The organism is Streptomyces globosus, from assembly GCF_003325375.1.
In the GTDB taxonomy this organism is placed as follows: domain Bacteria; phylum Actinomycetota; class Actinomycetes; order Streptomycetales; family Streptomycetaceae; genus Streptomyces; species Streptomyces globosus_A.
On sequence record NZ_CP030862.1, the window covers coordinates 2,493,344 to 2,514,774 of the forward strand.

Genomic DNA, 21,431 nt, shown 5'->3' on the forward strand with positions numbered 1-21,431 from the left:
CCCGGGTATGGCGAACCGGGTCGGAAGAGGCCTCGCGCCTCAACCGACCCGGTTCGCTCGATGGCTCTGTCACCGTCCGTGTGCGCAGTCCGTGACGGCCCCTTACTTGGAAGGGCCGCTCAGGAATCCGGTGACCTGGTCGAAGGTCTGCGCGATCACCGTGCCGCCGCCGAGATCCGTAATGGTCTGCTGGCCGCCGGAGCCGATCGTCGAGATCAGCGTCCAGCCGCCGGTGCTCAAAGCTCCGCCGACGAGAACGAGGAGCGCGATCGTGCCCCAGCCCTGCTGTTGGCCGGCGGACTGCGGGTTGGCCATCAGCTTCTTGATCAACAGCACGCCGCCCCAGACCAGGCCGACAACGCCGAGCAGCATGAGTACAGAACCTCCCCAGAGCTGGACCTGGGACTTGGCGTTCTGCAGGAAGCTGGTCAGGTCCCAGGCGGCGCTCGGCAGGGGTGCCTGCATGAGGACGGTTGCCCCGTCGGTCTTCGGCATACTTCTTTCCTCTCGCCTTTCGATTCATTCAGCGGTGTGACATCGAGTCGCAGGGCAACAAGCGCTGACTACCTACCATGACAGGTAGAGACAGGGGCTGGGTAGGTCGCTGACATCCATCGACTCCTCTTGCTGACTCGTATACCTGTGCATCCCGAGTGGTCAACTTACACTATTCGAATCGTCGATCGTAGGGGCGCGCTAGATGTATCGATAGACCTTCGAAAGAGCCTCGGAGGCGAGGCGAATCGACGTCGCGGTGCGGGGTCGTGGAGGTGGCGCGCGGCCGTTGACGTGCAGCGGGCGGCTGTGGAATCCGCAGTTCGGGATGTGTAAGGTGCTGCTCCAGCAGTGTCGCGACGTCGGCCTGCTCGATTCCGAGGTGGGCCGCCCCCGCCTGCCGCCCCCCGTCGATCGCGATCTTGACCAGGAAGTGTCAAACCGCCATGAACCCACTGCCCGGTGACCTTTTCGCCCGTCGGCTTCGTCAAGAGCGCGAACGCCTCGGCATCAGCCAGGCAGAGCTGGCGCGCCGCATGGCCGCACTGCTTGGTGCGAACGTTGACTCCACTGCCATCACGCGCATCGAGCAGCAGACCCGTGCGGTCAGGCTCGATGAGGCGGTCACCGCTGCCGAGGCTCTCGGGGTTCCGCTGATCACACTGGTCAGCGACAACTACGCCCGGGAAAACGAGGCTGAGATCCAGAAGCAGCTCGCCGAGCTCGCCATCGCCGAGCAGGAGCGGGAGAGGCTGCTGCAGAAGATCCACCGGATCACCCGGACCATCCGGCAACTCTCCGCCGAGCGGGAGGCCTTCGTCTCCCACGCGCTGAGCGTCAACCCTGAAACCGCCGGCGACCACGAGCTCGACCCGGAGACCCAGGCCGCTCTCGATGCCCGGATGCGTGATGTCCGCAACAAGCCGGCCGGAGAAGGCCCAGGCCCAGGCCCAAGTGCATGACGCTGTGCGGGCGGCCGGGTTGCACTTCCGGTCGCAGACGTTCACCGTCCCGGTTTCCGCCACCGGCCGGCCTGCATGATCTCCTCGGTGCTCGCGTCGTTCCGCCGTATCCGGGTGACATGACCAGCCCGCAGACTGTGCAGGCCGTATGCCGGCGGATCCCTCCCGACCGCTCGAGGTGCCGGTGCAGCATCGCGTGCAGCGCGTCGCCGCTCACGCCGGTCGTGTGGATCCGTGCGTCGAGGGGCACATCGTCCTGGTCGGCCTTCGGTCGGCCACGGGCCCGTGCATCCGTCGGCGGACGTAGCTCCAGGCCGTGCGGCTGCACGGCCGCAGTGTCCCAAATCACCAAGACAGTCGGGCAGTTGGATAGGATCGCAGGCATGGGATTTGACTGGGAAAACATACTCGGCACAAGCGGGAACGGTCTCGACGAGGCATACGACAGGGCGGTCTCCTCGGTCGTCTACGGCGAGACCTCGGAGGACGACCATCCGCCACTCCCGGTCGGCGAAGAGTTCGACAACACGGATGGCCTGCGCTGACCTGAGGGCGCACGCAGAGACTGCCCGATGAGCCGGGGTTGCTTGTCGGCCTTGGTCCGCTCTGGCGGGCAATGGGGATCAGCGGCTTCTGCCCCGTAATGAACCGGTGGTCGAGCGTGCCATCGGGAACCTCGCCTCGCCGTGTCCGGATGGGCGCGGCACGGGTGGCGAGAAGCTGCGCTCGGACAGCCCGGCGTCCGTCGCCGGCTCCTTCGGTGGGGCGCTGAGCCGGCCGGGGAATCACGGGTCAGTTTGTGTCCCGATGGGGCCCCCTGCCAACGATCTGGGGGTCAAGGGGGTGCAGGTTCGAATCCTGTCGTTCCGGCTTGCGAATACGCAGGCCAGAGGCCGTATCGGAAGCATCCGGTACGGCCTCAAGGTCGTTTCGGCGGTTGGTTGGGGCCGAGCCGGTCTCAGCGCGTCAGGCGGCGGCCACCGTCGTGAGCGGCAGTGCACGAGGTGCACGCAGCCCGTCCGGCCATCCCGCCCGCCGGCGATGCCGGAGCCGCGTACCGCCAATGCTCATGAACGCTCAGCGGCCCCTCGTACGACAGCGACCGGGCAGTGCGCATGATGCAGGACCGCCTGGCTGACCGACCCCAGCACCAGGCCGGCGAACCCGCCGCGGCCCCGAGCGCCGACCACCAGCAGCTGCGCCGAGCGACTGGCCGCAATCAGCGCCTCACGGGTCTGGCTGCGCAGCGCCCGAGGCTCCACGCTCACTCCCGGGTACTGCTCCCGGCGCCCGGCCAGCGCCTCGGACACCAGCAGCTCCTCCGCCTCGGCAAGTCCGCTCGGCGGATCCACATAGGTGTCGGCACCCTCGTGTATTTCGGCAGGGGGCGTATTCCACAGGGTCCAGGCATGAATCGCCTTCAGTGGCGCCCCGCGCAGCGCGGCCTCCGCGAAGGCGAACTCGATCGCCTGCTCGCCCGCGGCCGAGCCGTCCACGCCCACCACGACCGGCCCCTTCTCGTCGCCCCCCTCGCGCACGACCAGCACCGGACACCCGCCGTGCGCGGCGAGATGCACCGCCGTCGAACCGATCAGCAGCCCGACGAAGCCGCCCATGCCCCGCGACCCGACGACCACGAGATCCGCAGCCCGCGACTGCGCCTCCAGCACCGTCAACGCCTCCCCGGTCACCACCGCGTGCGAGACGTCCACCCCCGGCGCCGTACTCCTGGCACGCGCCACCGCCTCGGCCACCAGGCCCTCGACCATGTCGCGCAGCCCGCCTTCCGGCGGGCCCAGCGGAGCGGGCCCCAGCGGCACATGCATCGCAGGCCACAAGAACGCGTGCACCACACGCAGCCCGGCACCGCGCCACCGCGCCTCACGCGCCGCAGCCTCCACCGCCGCGAGGCTCGACGCCGACCCGTCCACGCCCACGACCACCAGACCGCTCATCCCGGCTCCTCGACACCGACCCGGCACCTTCGCCTCCCAGCGTCTCCCCGATGCCTCGCTGCTGCCAGGGGACCGCCGTACCGCTCCGTCCCATCGCGCCCGAACCGTGGCCGGGACTCGTGGCCCGGCGCCGGGGTCCCGGGCTCAGGTTCCGGGGAGGATACGGCGCGTCTCGTAGGCCCACATCGCGATCTCGACCCGGTTGCGGGCGCCGAGTTTCGCCATCAGGCTCGCCAGGTGCGTCTTCACCGTGCTGAGGCTGATGTGCAGCGCATCGGCGATCTCGGTGTTGGTCAGCCCGCGGGCGACGGCGAGGAGCACCTGCTCCTCGCGGGCGGTGACGGGGGAGACAGGCTGGGCAGCGGGCCGGCCGGCGGGCAGGTCCGAGAAGGTCTGGAGCAGACGGACGGTGACGCTGGGCGCGATGAGCGCCTCACCGTCGGACGCCGACCGTACGGCCTGCGCCAGAAGGTCCGGTCCCGTGTCCTTGAGGAGGAACCCCCGGGCGCCGGCACGCAGGGAGCCGTAGACGTACTCGTCGAGGTCGAACGTGGTGATGACGACCACGGCCAGCGGGTCGGCGACGCCCGGGCCGGCGAGCAGCCGGGTGGCCTCGAGCCCGTCGAGCACGGGCATGCGGATGTCGAACAGGCAGACGTCGGGGCGGAGTTCGCGGGCCAGTCGGACCGCCTCGTGTCCGTCGGCGGCCTCGCCGACCACCTCCATGCCGGGCTGGGCGTTCAGCATGATGCGCAGCCCGGTGCGGATGATGGCCTGGTCGTCAGCGACGAGGACGCGAATGGGCACCGCTCTCCCTCCTCGCTCTCGGCAGCTCGGCTTCGACGTGCCAGCCCTCCTCGGCGCCCGGGCCGGCGCGGAGGGTGCCGCCGAGCAGAGCCGCGCGCTCGCGCAGTCCGGCCAGTCCGTATCCGTCGCGGCCTCGGCCGGTGCGTTGACCGTTGTCGCGCACACTCACCCGTACCGTGTCCCGTTCCGCGGTCACCCGGACCGCGACCTCGGTCGCGCTGACCGCGTGCCGCATCGCGTTGGTCACCGACTCCTGCACGATGCGGTAGACGGCCGCGTCCACCGCCGGGGACAGCGTGTCCACCTCGCCGTCGAGCGCCAGGCCGACCGTGAGGCGACCACCCGGCGCGCGCACCAGGCGCTCCAGGTCCGCCACGCCCGCAGGTGGCGCCAGCTCGGCGCCGACCCCGCGGTCGCGCAGCGCGGCGACCATGGCCCGCATCTCCTCCAGCGTCCGCGCCCCTTCCTCCTCGACCCCTTCCAGCGCCTCGACGGCGGCGGACGGGTCGGCGCCCGCGAGCACCCGGCCCGCCTGGGCGCGGATCACGATGGCCGAGACGTGGTGGGCCACCGTGTCGTGCAGTTCCCGGGCGAGCTGCTCACGCTCGCGGGAGCGTACCTGCTCCCACTGCCGCTCGCGAGCGGTCGTCCAGAACCGCACGGCAGCCCCGATCAAGCCGGGCAGCAACAGGAAGACGAGGCCCACGACCTGTTCGCCGGGCGGGGTTTCGTCCGTGACGGCGCACAGCGAGAAGGCCGCGAGGATCACCGCGCCGCCCAGCACGATCTCCCGTCCCGATCCCCACCGGGGCAGCGCGTACACGAGCACGAGCACGACGGCGCCGGTGTACAGGCCGACGGGCTCGCGCGGCGCGGCGACGAGCGAGGCCAACGGCAGCAGGATCACCGAGCCGAACGCCAGCGTCACCATCGCCAGCGGGCGGGTCCGGCGCCACAGGGGCAGCAGGCACAGCCATACGGCGAGCACCACCGCCACCGGCCGCCACACGACGTTCTCGCGCAGGGCGGCCTCCAGCGCCACACCGGCAAGGCCCGCGGCGAGCAGCACCCAGTCCCTCCGCACGCGGGCGGGTGCGTCGGGCGGCCGGGGTGCGGTCCACAGGGTTCGCAGGTCGTCTCGCAGCACGGTTCCCAGCCTAGGGACCGCGCGGCGGCGCGCATCGGCCGAAAGGACGGGGTGTCACTCCGACTTGAGGCCGACGGATCCGCGGCCGGCGAGCCGATGCCGCAGAGCGCCGTGGCGGCGAGCCTCGGCATGGGCGGCCGTACAAGGACGGCCGCCGAGGTGGTTGGAGGACCCGATGCTCTCGAAAGCCCTGTTGCGCCTGGGCACAAGCGCCGCCCGCCGTCCCTGGCGGGTGATCGCGGTATGGCTGCTCGCCGCCGTGCTTGCCGTCCTCGCCGCCCTCGCCGTCGGCGGGCGGACCGCGGACTCGATGACCGCTCCGGGACTGGACTCCCAACGGGCCGCGGAACTGATCGAGCGGGCCGGCACGGGTCAGGAGGGCATGACCGCCCAGGTCGTCGTCACCCCCCGCGACGGCGGGGCGACCTTTTTCGACAGCGGCAGCGGCAGCGGCAGCGACAGCGCGCGCACCGCTCTCACGCGGCTGCAGACCGAGGTGCAGCGGCTGCCGCACGTGCTCGGCACGAGCGACCCGGCGCGGGCACTCGACGCAGGCCGGGACACCGCCGTGCGCGGCGGACTTGTCTCGGCCGACGGACGGATCGCGGTCGTCCGGGTCCAGTACCCCGACCAGAGCCGGCTGTCGGCCGGGGACCTCGAAGCCCTCGTCGATCTCGGCGACCGGCTGGGCGCCGAGCTGCCCCTGCGCATCGAGATGGGCGGGAGCCTCTTCTACGCCTTCTCCGACCCCGACGGCGGCGCAAGCGAGCTGATCGGGATCCTCGCCGCCGCCGCGATCCTGTTCCTGGCGTTCGGTTCGCTCGTCGCCGCCGCGCTCCCGATCGGCATGGCGGTCTTCGGGCTGACCGTCGGCGTCGCCACGATGACGGTACTGGCCGGGGTGACGGACGTCCCCGCTTTCGCACCGGTCCTCGGCAGCATGGTCGGGCTCGGAGTGGGCATCGACTACGCGCTGTTCGTGCTCGCCAGGCACCGGGAGTACCTCGCGCGCGGCCTCGATCCGCACGAGGCGGCCGGACAGGCTGTGGCCACGGCGGGGCGGCCCGTGGTCTTCGCCGGCGGTACCGTCGTCGTGTCGATCCTCGGAATGGCGGTCGCGAACGTGCCGTTCATGACGGTGGGCGGCCTGGCCGTCTCGATCGTCGTCCTGACCATGGTGCTCGCGTCGGTGACGCTGCTGCCGGCCTTCCTCGGTGCGGCCGGCCCGCGGCTGGGCCGGGCCGGCCGGATCGTCCGGGCGCTACGGGCCAGCCGGTCGGGCCGAACCGGCCGACGGCGGGACACGGCGGCGGGCGCCGCCTCCGCCGCCGGGTGGAGGCGCTGGATCGGCCACGTCAGCCGGCACCCGGTGGTGTACGCGGTCGGCGCGGCGGGGCTGCTGCTGACGGCGACGCTGCCCGTGCTCGGCCTGCGCGTCGGCCTGCCCGACGACGGCTCACTGCCGCAGAGCCGTACGGAACGCCGCGCCTACGACCTCGTCGCCGAGGGGTTCGGCCCGGGCACCAACGGTCCCCTCGTCATCGCCGCGGACCCCTCCGGCGACCGGGGAGCGGTGGACCGACTCGTCACCGCGGTCGCGGCGGATCCGGGCATCGCATCCGTCGCGCCGACGCACATCGACCAGGCCACCGGCATCGCGACCCTCGTGGTGTTCCCGACCACCAGCCCGCAGGACAAGGCCACGGCCGACACCATCGCCCGGCTGCGCACCGAGGTGCTGCCCGCGGCGATCGGGGAGGGCCCGGCCAGGGCCCACGTCGGGGGCGCCGCCGCGAGCCTGTCAGACGTGGGCCAACGCACCAGCCGGCGCCTGCCGTTGTTCATCGCCGCCGTGCTGGCGCTCTCGTTCCTCCTCCTGATTCCGGTCTTCCGCTCGGTCGTCGTACCGCTCAAGGCGGTACTGCTGAACCTGCTGAGCATCGGCGCGGCCTACGGGGTCATGGTCGCGGTCTTCCAGTGGGGCTGGGGAGGTGCGCTCATCGGACTGGAAGCGACGGTCCCGGTCGTGTCGTTCATCCCGATGTTCCTCTTCGCCATCCTGTTCGGCCTGTCGATGGACTACGAGGTGTTCCTCCTCGCGCGCGTCCGTGAGGAGTACGTGCGCACCGGCGACAACAGCACGGCGATCGTGGAGGGCGTCTCCGGCACCGCCCGGATCATCACGTCGGCCGCCCTCATCATGGTGGCGGTCTTCCTGTCCTTCGCCGTGGCCGATGACCCCTCCGCCAAGATGTTCGGGCTCGGCCTCGCCACCGCGATCTTCGTTGACGCCACGGTCGTGCGCATGGTGCTGGTGCCGGCGACCATGACGCTCCTCGGCCGGGCCAACTGGTGGCTGCCCGCGTGGCTGGACCGGCTGCTTCCCCGGAGCCCGGTCGGGATCGGCACCGTCCACGACTCCGACGCGATATCCACGGGTGTCGGACGTGGGTGACGGCCGCTCCCGGGCGCCGGAGCCCGGAAGCGGCCGTCGGCGGTGCGACGGATCAGTGGCCGGCGAGTTCGCCGCTCAGCTTGCCGTGGAGGTCGGCGCTGTGGCCGTCCAGGCCAATGATCTCGACGGTCTTGCCACGCTGGGCGTACTTGGTCTCGATCGCGTCCAGGGCGGCGACGGAGGAGGCGTCCCAGACGTGCGCCGCCGAAAGGTCGATGACGACCTTGTCCGGGTCGCTCGCGTACGCGAACCGGCCGACGAGGTCGTTGGAGGAAGCGAAGAACAGCTCACCGGTGACGGAATAGACCACCGTGCCGCCATCGGGGTCGGTGACGGCGGTGACATCGGCCAGGTGGGCGACGCGCTTGGCGAAGATGACCATGGCGGTGAGGCAGCCGACAACGACGCCGACGGCAAGGTTGTGGGTCGCGACCACGCCGACCACGGTGACCACCATGACGGTGATCTCCCCGGCGGGCATCCGCTTGAGGGTCTTCGGCGCGACGGAGTGCCAGTCGAAGGCTGCGAAGGACACCATGATCATGACGGCGACCAGGGCGGCCATGGGGATGTCGGAGACGACCGGGCCGAAGACGATGCACAGCACCATCAGGAACGCACCGGCCAGGAAGGTGGACAGGCGGGTGCGGGCGCCCGAGACCTTCACGTTGATCATCGTCTGGCCGATCACCGCGCAGCCGCCCATGCCGCCGAAGAAGCCGGTGACGATGTTCGCGACGCCCTGGCCGACGGACTCGCGCGTCTTGTCGGAGCGGGTGTCGGTGATGTCGTCGACGAGCTTGGCCGTCATCAGCGACTCCATCAGGCCGACCAGCGCCATCGCGAACGCGTACGGGGCGATCGTCGTCAGGGTGTCCAGGGTGAACGGCACGTCCGGCAGGCCCGGAACCGGCAGCGAGGAGGGCAGGGCGCCCCTGTCGCCCACCGTCGGCACGGCGATCCCCGCCGCGAGGGTGATGACGGTCAGGATCACGATCGAGACCAGCGGCGCCGGAATCACGGTCGTGACCTTCGGGAAGAACACCATCAGCGCCAGCCCGGCCGCGATCAGCGGGTACACCGGCCACGGCACGTCGTGCATCTCGGGGACCTGGGCCATGAAGACAAGGATGGCGAGGGAGTTGACGAAGCCGACCATGACCGAGCGCGGGATGAACCGCATCAGCCTCGCGACGCCCAGGGCGCCGAGGACGACCTGGAAGACGCCCGCCAGGATGACGGCGGCGACCAGGTAGCCCAGGCCGTGCTCACGGTTCAGCGGCGCGATGACCAGGGCGACGGCGCCGGTCGCGGCGGAGATCATCGCCCGCCGGCCGCCGACGACCGAGATGACCACGGCCATCGTGAAGGAGGCGAACAGGCCCATGGCAGGGTCCACGCCCGCGATGATCGAGAACGAGATCGCCTCCGGGATCAGCGCGAGGGCGACCACCAGGCCCGCCAGGACCTCGGTACGCCACACCCCCGGGTTGCCGAGCCAGTCCGGGTGCAGACCGCGCAGCCGCGCACCGGTGGACACGGCGGAAGCAGAAGAAGACAAGAGAACGGGAACCTGTCGTACTCGGGCACACCCCTGGAGGCAGGCCGGGGCGCACGGGAGGACGCGGAAGGGCCGGGCCGGCCCTCCGCGGACGGCCCGCACAGGCAGGCCGGAAGTCGAAGAGGTCGGAGCCGGGCCCGCGCCGAAGCGCGGCCGGGGCTCACGCCCAGGGGCGAAGCATCACGGCGGGCAGGCGACGGCGCCGGGCGTCGTGGGCTCGCGCACGCTTGCTCCTGCAGCAATCGGATCTCCGCCGGGGGCGCCATCGGCCCCGACAAGGCAACAGCAGGGCCGCCGGGGCCGCCCTCGCACCCGGAACTCTACCCCAACGTTAGAGTAGAAGCCGGTGGCGGTCGCACGGGCCCGCCCAGACGAGAAGGACCAGGGGATCGCGGGCGTGGACGACAGGCACATGCAGATCGGCGAAGTCGCCGCCCGGACCGAACTGTCCCTGCGCACCATCCGGCACTACGAGGAGGCCGGCCTGGCCGGCCCCTCGGCCCGCTCGCAGGGCGGCTTCCGCCTCTACACCGAGACCGACGTGAGCCGCCTGATGGTCATCCGCCGCATGAAACCGCTCGGCTTCACCCTCGACCAGATGCGCGACCTGCTCGACGTCACCGACCGCCTCGACGCGGACGGCGACCTCGACCCCGCCGAGCGGGAGACCCTGCTGGAGCGCCTGCGGGAGTACGAGCAGGCCGCCACCGAGCAGGTCGGCAAGCTCCGCGTCCGGCTGGCCCGCGCCGAGGACTTCGCCGATACCCTCCGCACCCGCCTGGAGCGGACCGCCACGGCCGTCCGGCCCTGACGCCGCACGTCCACGGGGCCAGGACGGCGCACGCGCCTCATCGCGTTCCGCCGCCCCGCGGTGAGCGCCGGCCGCTCGGGCGCGGGCGGCTCAGGCAGGCCGGCTTCCCCGGTGCCGCTCCAGAGGGGTCGCGGTGGTCGAGTTGCTCACGCTGAAGGTGACGCTGCCGGGCCGGTAGCGGTCGTCGGACCATTCGATCGGGCGGCCTGACTGGTCGCAGCTGACGTGGCGCTGCCGCAGCAGGGGGCTGCTGCGGCGGACGCCCAGCAGGTCGGCGTCCTGCGCGCCCGCCGGTACCGCGTCGATGAGGTGTTCCCCGTACCGGGCGACGATGCCCGCCTCCCGGGCAATGGCGTCCATGATCGACACGCAGTCCTCGGGCAGCGCCTCGACGGCCGGCGCGGCCCAGTCGGCGTAGGCGGTGCGCTCCACCATCGCGGGTTCCCCGTCGAGGGAGCGCAGGCGCAGGACGTGCAGGATCTCGGTGTCCTCGGGGAGCGCGAGGCGGCGGGCCTCCTCGGCCGTGGCCGGCCTCCTCGACCGTAAGAGGATCCGGCTGGTGACCTCCAGGCCCAAGCCCTGGGCCCACTGGGCGAAGCTGTTCAGCTCGGCGAAGCTCTGGCGGCGTTCCTGGCGGAGCACGACGCGCCGGGCGCCCTGTCGCGAGCCGACCAGTCCCTCCGACGTGAGCAGGGCCACGGCCTGGCGGACCGTACCGCGCGAGGCCGACCACTGGGCCACCAGCTCGCTCTCCGAGGGAAGCCGGGCCCCGACGGGGAAGGCGCCTTCGAGTATCGCCTGCCGCATGGCGTCGGCGATCTCCAGATAGCGTGCCGTCCCCACGTGCCGGCCTCCAGTCCACTCCTGTGCACAGCCGGTCACCCTGGGTGCCGGTCCGGCGTCCACTCTAACCTGCGGCCGCAGTCGGTCCACCCTCAAGGGCAACCGTCAACACGACGGTGTTCACCTCGACTTCACGCTGGCCGGGTCTTCCACCAGTGACACCGGGACGGCCATGTTCCGTTCACTTCGGCGTCGGTTGGCACAGGCGAAGTGGGATCGACTTGTTCAAACAAGTGACCCCCTCTCTCGCTTCAGGAGATCTCTGTGCCCAGACCCTCCGGCCGCCGCATGTCCGTCCTGCTCGCCACCGCCGTGCTCACCGCCCTCACCGCCGCCTGCGGCGCCGCTCCCGACGAGCCGGCCGCTGCCGCCAAGGCGGGGGCGGACGCGAAGACCGCCACCTCCGCAGCCGCCTTCGGAGGTGTGGAGGGCCTCGTCGCGGCCGCCGAGAAGGAGGGCGAGCTGAACGTGATCGCTCTGCCGCCGGACTGGGCGAACTACGGCGAGATCATCAAGGCGTTCGAGGCCAAGTACCCCAAGATCAAGATCAAGAGCGAGAACCCGGACGCCTCCAGCTCCGACGAGATCGCCGCCGTCAAGTCCCGCAAGGGCCAGGACCGCGCCCCCGACGTCCTCGACCTGGGCATCGCCTTCGCCCGCAGCGGAGCGGACGAGGGCCTGTTCGCCCCGTACAAGGTCGAGGCGTGGGACAAGATCCCGGCCGGCCAGAAGGACCCGGAAGGCCGCTGGTACAACGACTACGGCGGCTACATCTCCATCGGCTGCGACGCACGGCGCATCCCGGTCTGCCCGCAGACCTTCGCGGACCTGCTCAAGCCCGAGTACAAGGGCAAGGTCGCCCTCAACGGCAACCCCACGAAGTCCGGTTCGGCCTTCGGCGGCGTCTACGCGGCCGCCCTCGCCAACAAGGGCTCCTTCGGGGACATCCAGCCGGGCATCGACTTCTTCGGACAGCTGAAGAAGAGCGGCAACTTCATCCCCGTCGAGTCCACCCCGGCCACCGTCGAGAAGGGCGAGACGCCCATCTCCATCGACTGGGACTACCTGAACGCCGGCTACGCCGACCAGTTCAAGGACAAGGGCGTCGACTGGAAGGTCGCCGTCCCCGCCGACGGCGTCTACGCCCAGTACTACTCGCAGGCCATCAACAAGGACGCCCCGCACCCGGCCGCCGCCCGCCTGTGGATGGAGTTCCTCTACAGCACCGAGGGCCAGAACCTGTGGCTGAAGGGCTATGCCCGCCCGGTCCTGCTGCCCGCCATGACCGCCGACGGCACCGCCGACAACGGCCTCGTGGCCAAGCTCCCCAAGGTCGAGGGCACCCCGGCCTTCCCGGCCTCCGCGGAGCTCGACAAGGCCAAGGCCACCCTCGCCGAGAAGTGGGACAAGGCCCTCAGCTGATGTCTGCCCCCGCTCCCACCCCCCACACGACGGGGACCGCCGGCGGCAGCACCACCCGCCGCCGGCGGCGCGGCCCCCGCACCTGGCTCGCCGCCCTTCCGCTCCTCGTCTTCACCGCCCTGTGCTTCGGCATCCCGCTCGGCGCGCTGGTCTTCGGCGCGGTCACCCGTACCGACTCCCGGTCGGGCGCCACCTCCCTGACCGGCGAGCACCTGGCGCGCTCTCTCCAGGGCCCCTACCTGGGCTCCCTCATCGGCAGCGTCCAACTGTCCGCGCTCACCGCGCTCATCGGCGCAGTCCTGGGCGTTCTGATCGCGCAGGCCGTCGTCACCTCCCGGTCCCAGGGCCTGCGCAACGCGGCCCTGACCGCCTCGGGCGTGCTCGCCAACTTCGGCGGCGTTCCCCTGGCCTTCGCGTTCATCGCCACGCTCGGCATCTCCGGGGTCGTCACCCGGCTCGCCGATCTCGGCAGCCTGGGCTGGGACCTGTACTCCTTCACCGGTCTGGCCGTGGTCTACCTGTACTTCCTGATCCCGCTCATGGTCCTGGCCACCGTGCCCGCACTGGACGGGCTGCGCCCCCAGTGGCGGGAGGCGGCCCAGAACGCGGGCGCCACTGCCTGGCAGTTCTGGCGACACGTCGGCCTGCCCGTGCTCGCCCCCTCCCTGCTCGGAGGTTTCGTACTCCTCTTCGGTACGGCCTTCGCCGCGCACGCCACCGCCGCCGCGCTGGTCGGCGGCTCGGTGCCCCTGGTCACCCTGAAGATCGCGGACGCGCTGTCCGGGAACGTGCTCACCGGCCAGGAGAACGTGGCGCTCGCCCTCGGCCTCGACATGATCCTGATCGCCGGCCTGGTCATGGCGGTCTACCTGCCCCTCCAGCGACGGAGCGCCCGATGGCTGCGATGACCCCCACCGCCCAGGAGACCGCCGCCGTCGAGGCGACGAGCCCGGCACCGGACGTGACCCGGGCGCGCCACCGGCGGCCACGTGTCTGGCGCGGCCTCGTCCTCGGCCTGGCCGGCGCGTACTTCCTCGTCCCGCTCGTCGCCTCGTTCGCCTTCACCGTGCACGTCCCGGGCCGGGGCATCTCCTTCGACGCGTACACCCGGCTGCTGTCGGCCGAAGGCTTCACCGAGAGCCTGCTGCTCTCGCTGGGGCTCGCCGCCGCCACCATCGCGCTGTCGCTGACCCTCGCCGTGCCCGCCCTGATCGCCGTACGGCTCGGCTCGCCCAGGCTCCGTCCGGTGATCGAGGTGATGTGCATGCTGCCCCTGGTCGTACCGCCGATCGCCCTGGTCACCGGCATCGCCACGGTGCTGCGCTGGGGGCCGGAGCACCTGTCGCGCACCCCGCTCTACCAGACGTTCATAGCGGTCCAGAACGAGAAGTTCCCCGTCGTCCTGGTCCTGGCCTACGCCGTACTCGCGCTGCCCTTCGTCTTCCGCTCCCTGGACGCGGGCCTGCGCGCCATCGACGTGCCGACCCTCGTGGAGGCCGCCCGCAGTTGCGGCGCGTCCTGGCCCCACACCGTCCTCCGCGTGCTGGTGCCGAACCTGCGGTCATCGCTCGCCGGCGCCGCCTTCCTCACGCTGGCACTGGTCCTGGGAGAGTTCACCATCGCCTCTCTTCTCGGCTTCCGGCCCTTCGCGGTGTGGATCGTCTCGATCTCCGGGGCCCACGCCCGCATGTCCGTGGCCGTCTCCGTCCTCAGCCTCGTCATCACCTGGGCGCTGCTGCTGCTCCTCTCCCGCACCGGAACGGCCTCAGCCGCGTCGGCGCCCTCCCGTAAGGAGTCCTGATCCCATGTCCTCAGCAACCGCGGAGCGGACCCGGCCGGCCGCCGCCACCGGAGCGCGGGTCGAGTTCAGGTCCCTGCGGCGGGCCTTCGGCCCGACCACCGCCCTGGACGGCCTCGACCTGACCGCCGAGCCCGGCGAACTCCTCGCCCTGCTGGGCCCCTCGGGCTGCGGCAAGACCACCGCACTGCGCATGGTCGCCGGCTTCGAACAGCCCGATTCCGGCGAAGTCCTCGTCGACGGCGAGGACATCACCCGGGTCCCGGCCAACCGGCGTGACGCCGGGATGGTCTTCCAGTCGTACAGCCTCTTCCCCAACCTCACCGTCCGCGACAACGTCTCCTTCGGCATGCGCGTACGCAAGGTGCCGGCCGCCCGCAGGCAGGCGCGCGCCGCCGAGCTCCTCGAACTCGTCGGACTGCCCCGGCACGGCGACCGCTACCCCCACCAGCTCTCCGGCGGACAGCAGCAGCGCGTCGCCCTCGCCCGCGCGCTGGCCCTGGAGCCGCGCGTCCTGCTGCTGGACGAACCGCTCTCCGCGCTGGACGCGAAGGTACGGCTGAGCCTGCGCGAGGAGATCCGCCGTCTCCAGCTCTCGCTCGGCATCACCACCGTCTTCGTCACCCACGACCAGGAGGAGGCCCTGTCCATGGCCGACCGGGTCGCCGTCCTCAACGCCGGGCGGCTGGAGCAGTGCGCAGCCCCCGCGGAGCTGTACGCGCGGCCCGCCACCGCCTTCGTGGCCGAGTTCGTCGGCACGATGAACCGCCTCCCGGGGCGCCTGGCAGACGGCGGCCTCGTCGTGGTGGCCGGACAGCGGCTGCCCGTGGACGGCGTCGTTCCGGACGGGCCCGACGTCGACGTACTGGTACGCCCGGAGAACGTGACGGCGGAGGCGGATGCGGAGGGGGCGGCCACGGTCGTCTCCTCTTCCTTCTTCGGCGCCGTCACGCGGGTGCACCTCGACCTCCCGGGAGGCGGCACCGTCAAGGCCGACCTGTCCTCGCGGGATGCGGCAGACCTCGTTCCCGGCGCCCGCGCCTCCCTCCGCCTCGCCCCGCAGCCGGTCCTCGTCGTGCCCGGGGCCGCCGCATGAACGGCCTGGCCGCCGTCCTGTTCGACATGGACGGCACCCTCGTGGACACCGAACGGCTCTGGTGGCAGGTGACCGAGGACGTCGCGGCCGGACTCGGCCACCGCCTCACCGGGGCCGATGCCCACGAGGTCGTCGGCCGGGCCGTCGCCGACACCGCCGCCCACCTCGTGCGGATCACAGGCGGGGGCGATCCGCAACACGTCGCGGCGATCCTCGGCGGCGAGTTCCTCCGCCGCGTCGAGGCGGGGGCGCCGCTCCGCCCGGGGGCCCGGCGGCTGCTGGGGGAGCTGGAGCAGGAGGGCGTCCCGTTCGCCCTGGTGAGCGCTTCCCCGAGGGCCGTGGTCGACTCGGTGGCGTGCGGGGCACTGGGGCGCGTTCCGTTCGCCTTCACCCTCTCCGCCGACGACACCGTACGGACCAAGCCCCACCCCGACCCCTACCAGGCTGCGGCCGAACGCCTCGGTGTTCCGGTCGAGGCATGCGTCGCGGTCGAGGACTCCCCGGACGGTGCCGCCTCGGCCGACGCCGCCGGCTGCGCGGTCCTCGTGGTGCCGTCGGTACTTCCCGTACCACCGTCGCCCAGGCGCGTCTTCGCCGAAAGCCTCGAACGGGTCGACACGGCCGCCCTGCGGCGCTGCCTGGAACCCGGCCGGAACCACGGCTGACGACGGATCACGCGAGCCTCGTGCTGTGACCCGGGGAACCTTCCCGGCCACAGCACCAGCCTGCTCCGCCTCCTCACGGAGGCGGAGCAGACGGCTTCGATCAGGGGTCGCCGCCGGTCAGGGAACAGCGTCCCACAGGAGCGCACTGGCGGCCCGAGTGCCGGCTGAGTCGGCGTTCACGCGGCCGGCTCCGGGGCGATCTCGGCGATCAGGCTCTCGACGAGCTTCTTGATCTCGTCGCGGATGGGACGGACGGCCTCGACGCCCTGGCCGGCCGGGTCCTCCAGCTTCCAGTCCAGGTAGCGCTTGCCTGGGAAGACGGGGCACGTGTCGCCGCAGCCCATGGTGATGCACACGTCGGACGCCTTGACCGCGTCGACGGTGAGGATCTTCGGGGTCTCGGCGGACATGTCGATGCCCACCTCGCGCATGGCCTCGACCGCGGCGGGGTTGACCGAGTCGGCCGGGGCGGATCCGGCGGAGCGGACCTCGACACGGTCCCCGGCCAGGTGGGTCAGCCACGCGGCGGCCATCTGGGAACGGCCGGCATTGTGGACGCAGACGAACAGCACGGAGGGCTTGGACACGGCAGGTCTCTTCTCAAGCAGGACGGGCGCGCCAGAGCATGCATCAGCACCCGGTGGTGTCATCCACCACTGATGTGAGAGTATCAGCCCATGATGACGTCAGTCGATACTGATTTGATCCGGGTTCTGGCCGACCCCCTCAGGCTCCGGATCGTGACCCTCCTCGCCGGGGAGACGCTCTGCACCACCCACCTCGTGGAGGAGACGGGAGCGAAGCAGACCAACCTCTCCAACCACCTGAAGGTGCTGCGTGAGGCGGGTGTCGTGGAGACGGAGCCGTGCGGGAGGTACACGTACTACCGTCTGCGCCCGGAGGCCATCGAAGCCCTCGCCGGTCGGTTCGCCGAACTGGCCGAGGCCGCGCGTGCGACCGCCGAGGCGAACCTCAAGCGGTCCTGTCCCTGACCCGTCTGCCTCACCTGCCCGAGGAGATCCCGTCTTGACCACCACTGAGCCCGTCGGGGCTGCCGTCCCCGCGGCGGAGTCCGCCGCAGCCGCCGCCGGCGTGCCCCGGCCCGCGCCGGGCGCGACCCCGGCGCGTACCCCGCTGGTCGCCCGCGCCGCCGCCGAGCTGGTCGGCACCGCCGCCCTGGTCGCCGTCGTGGTCGGCTCCGGCATCCAGGCCACCGGACTCACCGACGATGTCGCCCTGCAGCTGCTGGCCAACTCCACCGCCACCGTCTTCGGGCTCGGGGTGCTGATCGCGCTGCTCGGGCCGGTCTCCGGTGCGCATTTCAACCCGGCCGTCACGCTGGCCGAGTGGTGGAGTGCCCGCCGCGGCGGCGCCGGTGTGAACGCCCGCGAGGTGGCCGTGTACGTGCCGTCCCAGATCGCCGGTGCCATCGGGGGTGCGGTCCTGGCGGATGCGATGTTCGGGCAGCCGCTGGTGAAGTGGTCCACCCGCGAGCGCTCCGACGCCAACCTGCTGCTGGGCGAGGTCGTCGCGACCGCCGGCCTGATCCTGCTGGTCTTCGGCCTGGCCAGGACGGACCGGCTGCGGTTCGCGCCCGTCGCGGTGGCCTCGTACATCGGCGCGGCGTACTGGTTCACCTCCTCGACGTCCTTCGCGAACCCGGCCGTGACCGTCGGCCGGGCCTTCACCGACACCTTCGCCGGCATCGCGCCCTCCTCGGTGCCGGGCTTCATCGGCATGCAGCTGATCGGCGCCGCGGTGGGCCTGGCGCTCGTGGCGGTCATCTTCATGCAGGGCAGGACCGCACAGGGGCAGCCCGCAGCATGACGCACCGCACGGACGCGGTGCGGCAGACGCGGCCATCCGGTGTACCCGGAACGCCGCCCGCCGGGGCCGGGGCCCGGCCGTCACCAGGAGTCGTCGGTCCGGTCCTGCCGTTCCAGCAGGGCCTTGAGCCGTGCCAGGTCCCTGCTCTGGGCGCGCCGCATGGCTGCCGCCGTCAACCGGGCGCCGAGCGCGGCGAAGCCGATCGGCTCGCCGCGGTTCCGCAGGGTCATGCGGGTGTGGTCACCGGTTTGGCCGTACGGCTCCCACTCGTACGTCGTCTCCATGGGGAAGGGGCCCTGGCTCGTCCGCATCACCAGCCGTCGCCCCGGCTCGTACGCGCTGATCTCGTACGTGTAGGCCAGGCGTCGGCCGAGGAAGCGGGCGACGAACGCCATCCGGGACCCCACCCCCATGGGCGGAGGCGTCTGCCACTCGACTGACGAGATGTTCACGTACCACTCCGGCGCGTGCGCGGGGTCGGCTGCATAGGCGGCGACCCGCTCGCACGGGACGGCGATCACGGTCTCGGTCCGTACGTCGACCTTCATCGGGATCCTCAGAGGGGGAAGAGAAGAAGGGTCAGTGAAGCTCTCCACGAGCATTCGCGTGCCTTGATGTCCTTGATCGGCGCGTTGGCCGAGCGGTTGATCACGATGGCCGCTCGGGCCTCGCCATCGCCGCCACCATCCGCTCCAGGCGGGCCAGACGGGTCTTCTCGGTGCGAGCGGTGACCAGGCGGAGATACAGGGCGAACTGGTCGGACTTGCTGAGCGTCTCGTAGAACGCCTGCGCGGCCGGGTTCGCGTCGAGCGCCTCGATGAGATCCGGCGGTGCGGTGGCATTCTTCTGCGAGGCGTATGCCCGCTCCCAGCGGCCGTCTGCCCGCGCCGCCTCGATCTCGGCGAGGCCGCGGGGGCGCATCCGGCCTGCCGCGATCAGTGCCTCGGCCTTGCCGACGTTCACCTGTGACCAGGCGGAGCGGGGGCTGCGGGGTGTCGTGCGCTGCAGGAAGTACGTGTCGTCAAAGCCGCGCCGCAGACCGTCGATCCAGCCGAAGCAGAGCACCGTGTCGACCATCTCTTCCCAGGTGAGGGACGGGATGCCGGTGTGCTTCTTGGCGATCTTCACCCAGAGTGCGGTCCGTTCCCCGTGATGCGTGTCGAGCCAGGCCTCAAGCTCGGCCGGGCTCGCGGGGACAAGGATCTCGACGCCGTCCTCGTGTCTCTGCATAAACCGCAGACTAGGGGCCGCATAGGACAGATCCTGACCTACTCGACGCACCGCTCGGGTGACCTGCTCAGGCGACCTGACCGGCTCACTGCTTGGCGGGCTTCGCCCTGCTGCCACAGGCCCGGCGGCCGGCGTCGAGCAGGCTGACGCAGGTTGCGGTACAGGTGCGGGGGCCGTGGTAGGGCAGGTCGGCGACCACCTTGGCCAGCGGTTCACCCTCAGCACGCAGCAGTTCACGATCCGGTGGCACGTGCCGGGAACGGAACGCGCCAGAGGTCGAAGAACAAGCCCGGAGGGCGTGGCGGAACCCGGGCGGCGCGAGTTCGTGCGCGACCGCATGCCCTCAGTCGGCCCCGGTCAGGGCTGCGGTGGGGAGCCGGTGCCGCGGGTGAGGCGGTGCAGGCGGAGTGCCAGGTGGATTTCCAGCGCACTGTCGGGGTTGTTCCAGTCGGGGCCGAGGAGTTGGGCGACGCGGTCGAGGCGCTGGACGACCGTGTTCACGTGGACGTGGAGGGCGTCCTTGGCGCGCGAGAGGCTGGCTCCCTGGCCGTAGTAGGCATCCAGGGTGCGCAGCAGGTCGGTGCCCCGTTCGGCGTCGTAGGCGAGGACGGGGCCGAGGACACGCTCCACGTACGCGCCGATGTCGGCCCGGTCGCCCAGCAGGACGCCGACGAAGCCCAGCTCCGCGGTGTCGGCTCCTTCGCCGGTGCGGTCGAGCGCGTGCAGGGCCCCGAGGCAGCGCACCGCCTCCCCGTACAGGCGGGCGTGGTGTTCCGGCCCGCTCCCGGGCCCGGCGGCGCCCGCGGTGACGGGGACGCCGAGGACGCGGGTGAGATCGGCGGCGAGGGTGCGGGCGAGGGCTCCGGGCCGGTCGGAGGGCGCGAGCAGGACGACGTGGCCGTGCCGGGTGCCCGCGAGGCCGCCGAGTCCGCGGGCGGTGCGGGCGGTCTCCGCGGCGAGCCGGGGGCGCAGGGCCGGTTCGCAGTCGAGGGCGGCGACGGCATGGGGCCGGGCGAGGTCGACGCCGAGACGCCGCGCCCGCAGGGTGAGGCTGCCGCCGTCCCGGTGGGCGGATGCGCCGGGGCCCGCGAGGAGGTCGTCGAGGAGTTCGCCCCGGACGCGGTCCTCGGCCTCGGCGACGGACCGGCGCATCAGCAGCAGCATCGCGGTGACCAGCGCCGCGCGTTCGAACAGGCGGCGGTCGGCCTCCGGGAGGCCGGTGAGTCCGGTGAGGACGATGCTTCCCAGCGGCTCGGATCCTGCGAGGACGGCGCAGGTCCAGACGCCGTCGGAGTGGACCGCACGGCCTTCGGCGCGGGAGGCGGCGAGACTGTCGGGGGAGGGGGTGAACGGTTCGGTTCCGGCGCGGGCCAGCTCGCTGCCGTCGGTGTCGTGGACGGCCACCCCGCCGCCGAGGAGTGCCGCGATCTCGGCCGCCACCTCGTCGATGCCCGCGCCGCGCAGCACCAGCCTGCTGAGGCGGTCGTGGGCGTCGGAGGCCTGGTGCAGGGTCTCGCTGTGGGCGCGGGCTGTGGCGTTGGCGGCTTCGAGCCGTACGAGGGTGTTGCGGGTCTCCTCGAGGAGGCGGGCGCTGTCGATGGCGACGGCCGCGTGGTCGGCGAGTGAGGCGAGCAGGGCCATGGCGTCGGGGGTGAACTCGCGCGGCGTGCGGTCCGCCGCGAACAGCACGCCGATGATCTCCTCGCCGAGCCGCAGCGGGACGCCGAGGATTCCGCGCAGCCCCTCCTCGGCCACACCGTCGTCGATCGTCTCGGTGTGCCGGAAGCGCTGGTCGGTGCGGTAGTCGATGCTGGCGTAGGGGCGGGCGGTCTGCGCGACCAGGCCGCCGAGGCCCTCTCCCATGCCGAGGCGGAGCTGCTGGAAGGCCGCGGAGACGGATCCGTCGGTGACGCGCATGAAGGTGTCGTGCGCGGCCGGGTCGTGGAGGGTGAGGTAGGCCACGTCGGCGCCGAGGAGGGTTCGGGCCCGGCGGACGATGGCGCGCAGTACGGCGTCGAGGTCGCGCAGAGCGGCCAGGTCGCCCGCGGTGTCGAACAGGGCCGCCAGTTCGGCCTCGCGGCGCCGGTGCTGGTCGAGGACCCGCCGCACCGACAGGGCGACCTCGGCGGTCTCCTCGATCCACGCGTCTTCCGCCGGCCCGGCTGCCTCGGCCCGCAGGCGGGCGGGCTGCGCCGCGAGTTCCTCGGTGGGAGCGTCGGCGGCGAGGAGGTCCAGCATGCGGCGGGCCGCCCGGGCGGATGCGGGCACCGGGGTGTCACCTCGACGGCCGGCGGTCATGGGGCCTCCTCGCGGTACGGGAGCGGATGGTGCAGGCGGTGCCCGGCCTGCCGCATCGA

22 protein-coding genes are annotated in these 21,431 nt (G+C 71.9%); 11 read left to right on the forward strand and 11 right to left on the reverse strand.

The window, feature by feature from the left end; translation table 11 throughout:
* Positions 1-102: 102 nt before the first annotated feature.
* A complete protein-coding gene (locus C0216_RS11245; RefSeq protein WP_114055134.1) occupies positions 103-495 on the reverse strand; it encodes a hypothetical protein in 393 nt (130 codons plus the stop codon).
* 446 nt (positions 496-941) lie between these two features.
* Here C0216_RS11245 and C0216_RS11250 point away from each other — a divergent pair, with 446 nt between their 5' ends.
* The gene (locus tag C0216_RS11250; RefSeq protein WP_114055135.1) at positions 942-1,457 is read left to right on the forward strand and encodes a helix-turn-helix domain-containing protein; all 516 of its coding nucleotides are present in this window, start codon (positions 942-944) and stop codon (positions 1,455-1,457) included.
* A 383-nt stretch (positions 1,458-1,840) separates the two neighbouring features.
* Entirely contained in the window at positions 1,841-2,002 is a 162-nt protein-coding gene (locus C0216_RS33825; protein WP_174250377.1) for a hypothetical protein, read from the forward strand.
* 522 nt (positions 2,003-2,524) lie between these two features.
* Here the strand turns inward: C0216_RS33825 and C0216_RS11255 are convergent.
* The 3 genes from C0216_RS11255 to C0216_RS11265 all read right to left on the reverse strand — a co-directional run bounded on the left by C0216_RS11255 (position 2,525) and on the right by C0216_RS11265 (position 5,366).
* Positions 2,525-3,412, reverse strand: coding sequence for a universal stress protein (locus tag C0216_RS11255; RefSeq protein WP_114055136.1), 888 nt, complete (start codon positions 3,410-3,412; stop codon positions 2,525-2,527).
* Between the two features lie 144 nt (positions 3,413-3,556).
* Entirely contained in the window at positions 3,557-4,219 is a 663-nt protein-coding gene (locus C0216_RS11260) for a response regulator (RefSeq protein WP_114055137.1), read from the reverse strand.
* Positions 4,194-5,366: a sensor histidine kinase gene (locus tag C0216_RS11265; protein ID WP_114055138.1), complete on the reverse strand. Its 1,173-nt coding sequence runs from the start codon at positions 5,364-5,366 to the stop codon at positions 4,194-4,196. Before C0216_RS11265 ends, C0216_RS11260 begins: the two co-directional genes overlap by 26 nt.
* A gap of 175 nt (positions 5,367-5,541) precedes the next feature.
* On the opposite strand from C0216_RS11265, the gene C0216_RS11270 reads away from it, so the two are divergent.
* Complete coding sequence (locus C0216_RS11270) at positions 5,542-7,821, forward strand: MMPL family transporter (RefSeq protein WP_114055139.1); 2,280 nt, start codon at positions 5,542-5,544, stop codon at positions 7,819-7,821.
* Between the two features lie 52 nt (positions 7,822-7,873).
* Here C0216_RS11270 and C0216_RS11275 read toward each other — a convergent pair whose 3' ends face one another.
* Positions 7,874-9,361: a SulP family inorganic anion transporter gene (locus tag C0216_RS11275; RefSeq protein WP_428985419.1), complete on the reverse strand. Its 1,488-nt coding sequence runs from the start codon at positions 9,359-9,361 to the stop codon at positions 7,874-7,876.
* Between the two features lie 418 nt (positions 9,362-9,779).
* On the opposite strand from C0216_RS11275, the gene C0216_RS11280 reads away from it, so the two are divergent.
* Positions 9,780-10,193 (forward strand): MerR family transcriptional regulator, encoded by a 414-nt coding sequence (locus tag C0216_RS11280; RefSeq protein WP_246042481.1) that lies wholly within the window; start codon positions 9,780-9,782, stop codon positions 10,191-10,193.
* 90 nt (positions 10,194-10,283) lie between these two features.
* Here the strand turns inward: C0216_RS11280 and C0216_RS11285 are convergent, their stop codons facing one another.
* The gene (locus C0216_RS11285; protein ID WP_114055141.1) at positions 10,284-11,036 is read right to left on the reverse strand and encodes a GntR family transcriptional regulator; all 753 of its coding nucleotides are present in this window, start codon (positions 11,034-11,036) and stop codon (positions 10,284-10,286) included.
* Between the two features lie 288 nt (positions 11,037-11,324).
* Here C0216_RS11285 and C0216_RS11290 point away from each other — a divergent pair, with 288 nt between their 5' ends.
* The 5 genes from C0216_RS11290 to C0216_RS11310 are packed head-to-tail and all read left to right on the forward strand — an operon-like array spanning position 11,325 to position 16,017.
* The gene (locus tag C0216_RS11290; protein ID WP_114055142.1) at positions 11,325-12,458 is read left to right on the forward strand and encodes an ABC transporter substrate-binding protein; all 1,134 of its coding nucleotides are present in this window, start codon (positions 11,325-11,327) and stop codon (positions 12,456-12,458) included.
* Positions 12,458-13,366, forward strand: coding sequence for an ABC transporter permease (locus tag C0216_RS11295; RefSeq protein ID WP_114055143.1), 909 nt, complete (start codon positions 12,458-12,460; stop codon positions 13,364-13,366). Before C0216_RS11290 ends, C0216_RS11295 begins: the two co-directional genes overlap by 1 nt.
* Positions 13,354-14,259, forward strand: a complete 906-nt coding sequence (locus tag C0216_RS11300; RefSeq protein ID WP_114055144.1) for an ABC transporter permease — start codon at positions 13,354-13,356, stop codon at positions 14,257-14,259. The genes C0216_RS11295 and C0216_RS11300 overlap by 13 nt, the downstream gene beginning before the upstream one ends.
* 4 nt (positions 14,260-14,263) lie before the next feature.
* Positions 14,264-15,352 carry an ABC transporter ATP-binding protein gene (locus C0216_RS11305; protein WP_114055145.1) on the forward strand — a complete coding sequence of 363 codons (1,089 nt, stop codon included), beginning with the start codon at positions 14,264-14,266 and terminating at the stop codon, positions 15,350-15,352.
* Positions 15,349-16,017: an HAD family hydrolase gene (locus tag C0216_RS11310; RefSeq protein ID WP_114055146.1), complete on the forward strand. Its 669-nt coding sequence runs from the start codon at positions 15,349-15,351 to the stop codon at positions 16,015-16,017. The genes C0216_RS11305 and C0216_RS11310 overlap by 4 nt, the downstream gene beginning before the upstream one ends.
* Positions 16,018-16,193: 176 nt before the next feature.
* On the opposite strand, the gene C0216_RS11315 is transcribed toward C0216_RS11310, so the two are convergent.
* The gene (locus tag C0216_RS11315) at positions 16,194-16,604 is read right to left on the reverse strand and encodes an arsenate reductase ArsC (protein ID WP_281277920.1); all 411 of its coding nucleotides are present in this window, start codon (positions 16,602-16,604) and stop codon (positions 16,194-16,196) included.
* Positions 16,605-16,694: 90 nt separating this feature from the next.
* Between C0216_RS11315 and C0216_RS11320 the strand changes: the two genes are divergently transcribed.
* Together C0216_RS11320 and C0216_RS11325 are read left to right on the forward strand one after the other, a co-directional pair.
* Positions 16,695-17,009 (forward strand): ArsR/SmtB family transcription factor, encoded by a 315-nt coding sequence (locus C0216_RS11320; RefSeq protein ID WP_114055147.1) that lies wholly within the window; start codon positions 16,695-16,697, stop codon positions 17,007-17,009.
* Between the two features lie 34 nt (positions 17,010-17,043).
* A complete protein-coding gene (locus C0216_RS11325; protein WP_114055148.1) occupies positions 17,044-17,844 on the forward strand; it encodes an aquaporin in 801 nt (266 codons plus the stop codon).
* A gap of 80 nt (positions 17,845-17,924) precedes the next feature.
* On the opposite strand, the gene C0216_RS11330 is transcribed toward C0216_RS11325, so the two are convergent.
* The 4 genes from C0216_RS11330 to C0216_RS11340 all read right to left on the reverse strand — a co-directional run bounded on the left by C0216_RS11330 (position 17,925) and on the right by C0216_RS11340 (position 21,372).
* On the reverse strand, positions 17,925-18,392 hold the full coding sequence (locus C0216_RS11330) for an SRPBCC family protein (RefSeq protein ID WP_114055149.1): 468 nt from the start codon (positions 18,390-18,392) through the stop codon (positions 17,925-17,927).
* A gap of 100 nt (positions 18,393-18,492) precedes the next feature.
* Positions 18,493-19,074, reverse strand: coding sequence for a YdeI/OmpD-associated family protein (locus C0216_RS11335; protein WP_114055150.1), 582 nt, complete (start codon positions 19,072-19,074; stop codon positions 18,493-18,495).
* Between the two features lie 85 nt (positions 19,075-19,159).
* Entirely contained in the window at positions 19,160-19,324 is a 165-nt protein-coding gene (locus C0216_RS33415) for a hypothetical protein (protein ID WP_162793170.1), read from the reverse strand.
* A 107-nt stretch (positions 19,325-19,431) separates the two neighbouring features.
* Positions 19,432-21,372 carry a helix-turn-helix domain-containing protein gene (locus tag C0216_RS11340; protein WP_114055151.1) on the reverse strand — a complete coding sequence of 647 codons (1,941 nt, stop codon included), beginning with the start codon at positions 21,370-21,372 and terminating at the stop codon, positions 19,432-19,434.
* Positions 21,373-21,431 lie beyond the last annotated feature (59 nt).

Excerpts from the sequence above, each read along its gene's own strand:
- C0216_RS11245 (WP_114055134.1), bottom strand. The coding sequence starts at position 495 with ATGCCGAAGACCGACGGGGCAACCGTCCTCATGCAGGCACCCCTGCCG.
- C0216_RS11250 (WP_114055135.1), top strand. The coding sequence starts at position 942 with ATGAACCCACTGCCCGGTGACCTTTTCGCCCGTCGGCTTCGTCAAGAG.
- C0216_RS33825 (WP_174250377.1), top strand. The coding sequence starts at position 1,841 with ATGGGATTTGACTGGGAAAACATACTCGGCACAAGCGGGAACGGTCTC.
- C0216_RS11255 (WP_114055136.1), bottom strand. The coding sequence starts at position 3,412 with ATGAGCGGTCTGGTGGTCGTGGGCGTGGACGGGTCGGCGTCGAGCCTC.
- C0216_RS11270 (WP_114055139.1), top strand. The coding sequence starts at position 5,542 with ATGCTCTCGAAAGCCCTGTTGCGCCTGGGCACAAGCGCCGCCCGCCGT.
- C0216_RS11290 (WP_114055142.1), top strand. The coding sequence starts at position 11,325 with ATGTCCGTCCTGCTCGCCACCGCCGTGCTCACCGCCCTCACCGCCGCC.
- C0216_RS11295 (WP_114055143.1), top strand. The coding sequence starts at position 12,458 with ATGTCTGCCCCCGCTCCCACCCCCCACACGACGGGGACCGCCGGCGGC.
- C0216_RS11300 (WP_114055144.1), top strand. The coding sequence starts at position 13,354 with ATGGCTGCGATGACCCCCACCGCCCAGGAGACCGCCGCCGTCGAGGCG.
- C0216_RS11305 (WP_114055145.1), top strand. The coding sequence starts at position 14,264 with ATGTCCTCAGCAACCGCGGAGCGGACCCGGCCGGCCGCCGCCACCGGA.
- C0216_RS11310 (WP_114055146.1), top strand. The coding sequence starts at position 15,349 with ATGAACGGCCTGGCCGCCGTCCTGTTCGACATGGACGGCACCCTCGTG.
- C0216_RS11320 (WP_114055147.1), top strand. The coding sequence starts at position 16,695 with ATGATGACGTCAGTCGATACTGATTTGATCCGGGTTCTGGCCGACCCC.
- C0216_RS11330 (WP_114055149.1), bottom strand. The coding sequence starts at position 18,392 with ATGAAGGTCGACGTACGGACCGAGACCGTGATCGCCGTCCCGTGCGAG.
- C0216_RS11335 (WP_114055150.1), bottom strand. The coding sequence starts at position 19,074 with ATGCAGAGACACGAGGACGGCGTCGAGATCCTTGTCCCCGCGAGCCCG.
- C0216_RS11340 (WP_114055151.1), bottom strand. The coding sequence starts at position 21,372 with ATGACCGCCGGCCGTCGAGGTGACACCCCGGTGCCCGCATCCGCCCGG.